The following is a 5017-nucleotide window of genomic DNA, read 5'->3' as shown; positions in this document are numbered from 1 at the left end:
CAAAGGCTTTTGATGCCGATGTTGTAACATGGCTAAGTTCACAGGATGATGAAACAAAACAGCATATTAACGATATGGTTCGCCATATTATGGCATTGAAACGTGCTTGATTAGGTATGACCTCCCTTTTTTGTTTTAATGTTTGATTGATTAATTAGAAAGCTCATTTGGTATGAATACCAAATGAGCTTTTACTTTATAGTTTTTGAAGGATACATCGTGGTTAAAGAAGTTGTTATGTTGAAACAGTCAAGTTTGGAAAGGAAAGAGTTCAAGCATGAAGAACTTGCACTAATGAAAAAACTTGATTTCAACGATATTGAGATTATTCAGCCTGATAATCTTGGACAAATCTTAATTTGGACTTCTAAACTTGCTGAATATCATCATGCTAAATTTGTTGAATTTAGTCAGAAGTTAAATATTGTTGATGAAATAGCAGAGCGAGAAGAGATTAACAATAAGATTAATTTTTATAGAAAAAGTAGATTGTTAGAGAATCACATCAAGGATTTCTATCTAAAAAAGCTATTGGATCAAGGAGAAGCGACAGTAAAGGGATATATCAAACATCCGATTAAACAGGATACGAATTACGCTGTAATTTCTTATCAAGGGTATAACTTCGTAAGTTTTGCTACTCCAGAGATTATTGAAAAATTTCCCTTAAATTTTATTGATTTTGTACAAAGTGAAGCACCAAAGACATTAGCAGATATACACCCTGATGAAGCTTTACTACTATCAACTGTCCAAAACTTTATAAGACCCTTTAAAGAACAATATAAAAAAATAAAGAGTAAAAATAAGGAGATCAAAGAGCACAATAGGGTCGTATATAAAATTTATATAAAAATTAAGAAAAAAGAGGCAACTCTGCAAAAATCAACAGGCTCGAAGCCTCAAGAATCTAATCCAAAGCCTATTGAAAATAGTGCTGCACCAGTAGAGAAGCAGGTCGCCATTCAGAAAAATATGGCTCCACAAGAAAAGGCGATTACAGTGATTAAGAAGCGAAAATTTGCTTTAAATAAGGATAAGTAAGTTTGTAATTGTAAATTATAAAGAAAAATCCCCCTAAGTCTTGCAACTTAGAGGGGTTTTCAAGTAAATTCAGCGGTACGCAGTTATTTGATGGTGAGACATCAAGTAACGAAGATCATAAGGTTTAGCGACCGTTATGATTTCACCAAAGGCTTTTGTACCTGAACTCTATTTTTACAATAAACAGTGTTTAGATCAAGCCTCAAAATGATAAGTCTTCGTTAATCAGTGTTTTAAATCATCAAATAAGCATCATAGATCGAGCTTTGCCCGCTTCTGCGTGTCCGTTTTACGGATTGGCATGCGTTGCATGTGGAGGGAATAAGTGTCACTGGTGCAACGTAGCGATAGTCGCAAGGCTAAACCGCTACAGGGGAATCTCACAAAAGCGGAGCGTTAAGAGTAGCTGTATAGGTTGGTTAAGTTGCATGTTGGGGAAACCCTCGCAGAGATACCACCATACTTCGACAGGGAGCGTGTGGGGGAAGGTGCAAGACCTTTAGTCCTTGTCTGCATAGTCTGCAAAGCTATGTGCGGATACGACCGATATACGTGGCTCCGAAGCCAAGATATATATGGAAAATCGGCAATACTTAAAGGATGTGTCATTTTTTTAAATGACCGCCTTTAGGGAGAGTATTGCCGAAACTCTCTCAACCGTTTCCAAAGCCAAAGCACGAAGTGCGACGCTTTGGAGGCAAGTTGAGAAGTTGAGAGCCTTTAGGGGGATAAGGACTACTATTGTAAATATGGATATTATCCCTATCTGCTTAGGCTATTTATTAAAATCCTACTCTGCTTGTATCAATGATTATATTGTTAGTATATTTTCCTCTAACATCATCACAAACGGTTGTATAACTATAATATTGATATGTTTTTAAAGTGCCAACAATGTAACCTCTTTGAAAAATAGGTTCCCAATTATTGGTAAAGGGACTCAAGAAAAGACCTTGTGAACATTCAATCGCTAAATTATTTTTCACTACATTATTTTTAGGATTTGAGTGAACTTCTTTTATAGAAAAATACCTAATATTAGGGTTATTTTTTTCTTTTTTGATTGAGTTTGTGTCTACATATAATTTAGATATTTCGCCTTTGTCTTTATTTGTAATAAATGCATCAGCTAGTTCCCATTTTGGTTGTGCGTTAGAGATTATTGGTAAAAATAGGGTAAATCCTAATATTAGTTTTTTCATTAAAGAACCTGTGAAATATCATAATTTTGCTGAGTGTTTAGCTTAGCTTATTGAGTTTGTATTTTCTATTTCTTACGTTGATTTAAGGTTTCTTGTCCTAAGTCTTTCCAAATTTGCCATTTCATGTCATTAGGATCAATTTCAGCAGTTTTAAGCAGAATTCCAAGTAATTCAGCTGGGTCACGTTGATCAAGGTTAGCAATCTCAAAAAGTGCGCCTAATTGAATAAGGTGCCGTGTACGAGCCTTGCGTTCAGCTTCTTTTTCCGCATTCAATAATTTTCTAACTGCTATTTTTTGCTTATTCGCCCGATCTATGGCTTTTTCAGCTTTGATCAAAGCATTCAGTTTTTTCTCTTGATCGGGTGTACGGTATTGGATTTGAGCTAATTCCAATAAAAGTCTTTGAGCATCACTCGGATTCTTTAAAGCAGAAATATAGGTGATTTTTTCAGATAGCCAATCATTATTCATATTCAATTCCTTAATTCAGATACCGCAAAAGTACAAGCTCAATACTCAAAGAACGATAACAAAATAATTACGTCCAAGGTACGCAATTTTGTTAAAGTCGTTCTAGAGATTGTCGCCTGCACTTCCATCAAAATTTTTGATGGCGCGCTTAGACGTTTCTCAATTTCATTGAGAAACCTAAGCACGTTAGGGACTTCATCCCTAAGACCCTGACACTTCTTTTTTTCATTCAATTGAAAATTGAATGAAAAAAAGAAGTACTAAAAATCTTCAAGGATAATTTATGGCAATTGCTCGATTGAGTGTCAAAGTTGGTAAAGCAGGAAAAGCAGCACCGCATGCCGAATATATTGATCGGGATGAAGAAAAGAAGCTGAAACAGGAACAGGCAGAAACCGACCTTGAACATAGCGACTATGGAAACATGCCGAAATGGGCTGAACATAATCCGATTACCTTTTGGCAAGCAGCCGACCTTTACGAGCGCAAAAATGGCAGTACCTATCGAGAATATGAAATTGCCCTACCTAGAGAGATGAATGTAGAGCAACGCCTAGAATTGGTTGAGGACTTCATTCAGTCCGAGATTGGCTCAAAATATCCATATCAGTTTGCGATTCATAACCCTAAAGCAATGGACGGCAACGATCAGCCCCACGTCCACCTCATGTTTAATGAACGTCTGCAAGATGGAATCGAACGAGATCCGGAGCAATATTTCAAACGCTATAACAGCAAAAATCCTGAACATGGCGGAGCTAAAAAAGACAATACAGGTAAGAGTTACCAGGAACGAAAAACCGATATTAAAGACCTACGCCAAAGATGGGCAGATTTATGCAATAGCCATTTAGAAAAACACCAAATTGACAGCCGTATTAATATGCGAAGCTACGCCGATCAAGGCATAGAGAAAGAACCCGAAAAGAAACTATTACCAAGCCAAGCCAAAGACCCTGAAATCAGGGAAGCCCTGCAACAGTCACGTACAGCCTATAAAGAGCTTGAGCGACTAGACTTAGGCGACCCGAAAAAAGACCTAAAAGAACTCAAAGACAGCCCAATTTCAGACAAAGAAATTAAACAGGGTATTGAGAGCTTTAAGGCTGATTTTGACAGCTTCAAACAGCTTGCCTTAGAGCAGTACAAAGAACAGCAGAAATTAGAACGAGAGCAACAGAAAACCATGAGTTATAAGGGGATGAGCCGATGACACCTGATGAAAAAAAGCTATATGCACTGATGGCAGTTGCAGAGCAACAGCAGAACCTAGTCAATCAGGCTGTTAAAGAGCTTCAAATTACTGAAGAACGTATTCAAAAGGTCATCGCAGGGCAAACTCATAGCACCGTATCAAAATCGCTAAATACGGGCTTACAGGAGGGAACAGCGGAGCTTATCAAGACCGCTAAAGCACTTGGACGTTTAAAAAACTCGATTGAATCATCTAGCGATCAACTTTCATGGAAGCTGATAGCTATTATTTTAGGCACTTTTACTATTTTTATACTTGGTATCATTTGGTTATTTAGTGTTTATATCAAACCGCTTGAAAATATTTCTGAAATCGAAAGTTTAAGACAGGATGGTATTCAGCTTGATATTCGAAGTTGTACCGTTGGAGAAGAATCTAAGCCTTGTGTCAGAATAATGAAAGACCAATGCAATTATTCAAAAAATAATGATTTATGTGTTATCGACCCCAAATAATAAGAATATTTCTTATGCTAAAGAAGAATTCTGACTTAGTTTCAATTGTACGAGAGGAAAAAGAAACTCATGCCATTGATTGAATATTACGGCATGTTATTTGAATGGCATGACCAAAAAATGGAATTAGTCTATCGAGGGCGTGAAATTACGTTTGATGAGGCTTGTAGTATCTTTCTTGATCCTGCGCTAACTTCTTTTGATGATGTTGGACATTATGATGAACAGCGACTCATATCCGTTGGTTTAAGCAATCGTGGTAGACTGCTAACAGTGGTTTGGGTTGAACGTGGAGATATTGCGAGAATTATTACCGCATTTGAACCATCACATTACCAAAAGCGGAGGTACAGCAATGCAAAATGAATTAGAACGCTATAAAAATTTTGATCCTACCAATGCGCCATTGGTTAAGCCTAATTTTGTGAAGAAATTGCAAGAACGTCATGCCATAGCTCAAGCAAAGGCTTTTGATGCCGATGTTGTAACATGGCTAAGTTCACAGGATGATGAAACAAAACAGCATATTAACGATATGGTTCGCCATATTATGGCATTGAAACGTGCTTGATTAGGTATGACCTCCCT

The 5017-nt window shown here is 37.0% G+C and carries 7 protein-coding genes; 5 read left to right on the top strand and 2 right to left on the bottom strand.

Translation table 11 applies throughout. The annotated features are described in order from the left end of the window. The first annotated feature begins 237 nt into the window (after window positions 1-237). On the top strand, window positions 238-1044 hold the full coding sequence (locus tag FTU16_RS16205) for a hypothetical protein (RefSeq protein ID WP_122071879.1): 807 nt from the start codon (window positions 238-240) through the stop codon (window positions 1042-1044). Window positions 1045-1826: 782 nt separating this feature from the next. On the opposite strand, the gene FTU16_RS16200 is transcribed toward FTU16_RS16205, so the two are convergent. Then, window positions 1827-2246 (bottom strand): hypothetical protein, encoded by a 420-nt coding sequence (locus FTU16_RS16200; protein ID WP_180163688.1) that lies wholly within the window; start codon window positions 2244-2246, stop codon window positions 1827-1829. Between the two features lie 65 nt (window positions 2247-2311). Next, window positions 2312-2719, bottom strand: a complete 408-nt coding sequence (locus FTU16_RS16195) for a conjugal transfer protein TraD (protein WP_034582401.1) — start codon at window positions 2717-2719, stop codon at window positions 2312-2314. A gap of 283 nt (window positions 2720-3002) precedes the next feature. Here FTU16_RS16195 and FTU16_RS16190 point away from each other — a divergent pair, with 283 nt between their 5' ends. From FTU16_RS16190 to FTU16_RS16175, 4 genes are all read left to right on the top strand, one after another. Further along, entirely contained in the window at window positions 3003-3932 is a 930-nt protein-coding gene (locus FTU16_RS16190) for a MobA/MobL family protein (RefSeq protein WP_180163687.1), read from the top strand. Further along, complete coding sequence (locus FTU16_RS16185) at window positions 3929-4429, top strand: hypothetical protein (RefSeq protein WP_087554584.1); 501 nt, start codon at window positions 3929-3931, stop codon at window positions 4427-4429. Before FTU16_RS16190 ends, FTU16_RS16185 begins: the two co-directional genes overlap by 4 nt. A 69-nt stretch (window positions 4430-4498) precedes the next feature. Beyond that, window positions 4499-4795 carry a BrnT family toxin gene (locus FTU16_RS16180; protein WP_004910660.1) on the top strand — a complete coding sequence of 99 codons (297 nt, stop codon included), beginning with the start codon at window positions 4499-4501 and terminating at the stop codon, window positions 4793-4795. Then, on the top strand, window positions 4785-5000 hold the full coding sequence (locus FTU16_RS16175; protein WP_004910663.1) for a hypothetical protein: 216 nt from the start codon (window positions 4785-4787) through the stop codon (window positions 4998-5000). The genes FTU16_RS16180 and FTU16_RS16175 overlap by 11 nt, the downstream gene beginning before the upstream one ends. The last annotated feature ends 17 nt before the right edge of the window (window positions 5001-5017 follow it).

The organism is Acinetobacter sp. YH12069 (assembly GCF_013419675.1).
Classification (GTDB): Bacteria; Pseudomonadota; Gammaproteobacteria; order Pseudomonadales; family Moraxellaceae; genus Acinetobacter; species Acinetobacter amyesii.
Note: the sequence above shows the minus strand (reverse complement) of the source record. Positions and strands in the feature narration are given on the sequence as shown.